Source organism: Christiangramia aquimixticola (assembly GCF_048285835.1).
GTDB lineage: Bacteria > Bacteroidota > Bacteroidia > Flavobacteriales > Flavobacteriaceae > Christiangramia > Christiangramia aquimixticola.
Genome location: NZ_JBLVTL010000210.1, coordinates 1 through 301 on the forward strand (window position 1 = coordinate 1; position 301 = coordinate 301).

A 301-nucleotide genomic window follows, 5' to 3' on the forward strand; every position below is an offset into this window, starting at 1 on the left:
CAGTCTTGTAAGTACTGTGTATAAAAATCTACCTCAAGACGTTCAGACTGGAGAGCATATCCTCATTGACGATGGTAATCTCGAAGTAGTAGTCAATGATACAGATGGGAAAAATGTGAACTGTACTGTCATTCACGGTGGTATTTTGAAATCAAGAAAAGGAATCAACCTGCCAAATACCAAGGTATCTGCCCCTTCTCTTACAGAAAAGGACATTGAGGATCTATACTTCGGCTTGGAACAGGATGTGGATTGGATTGCGTTGTCATTTGTGAGATCCGCTGAGGATATCCATGATTTG

Annotated in this window: 1 protein-coding gene; it reads left to right on the top strand. The window is 40.9% G+C overall.

What is annotated here, in order from left to right:
• A partial coding sequence (locus ACNKXV_RS14170) for a pyruvate kinase (RefSeq protein WP_417908359.1) occupies window positions 1–301 on the top strand: 301 nt, incomplete at both ends.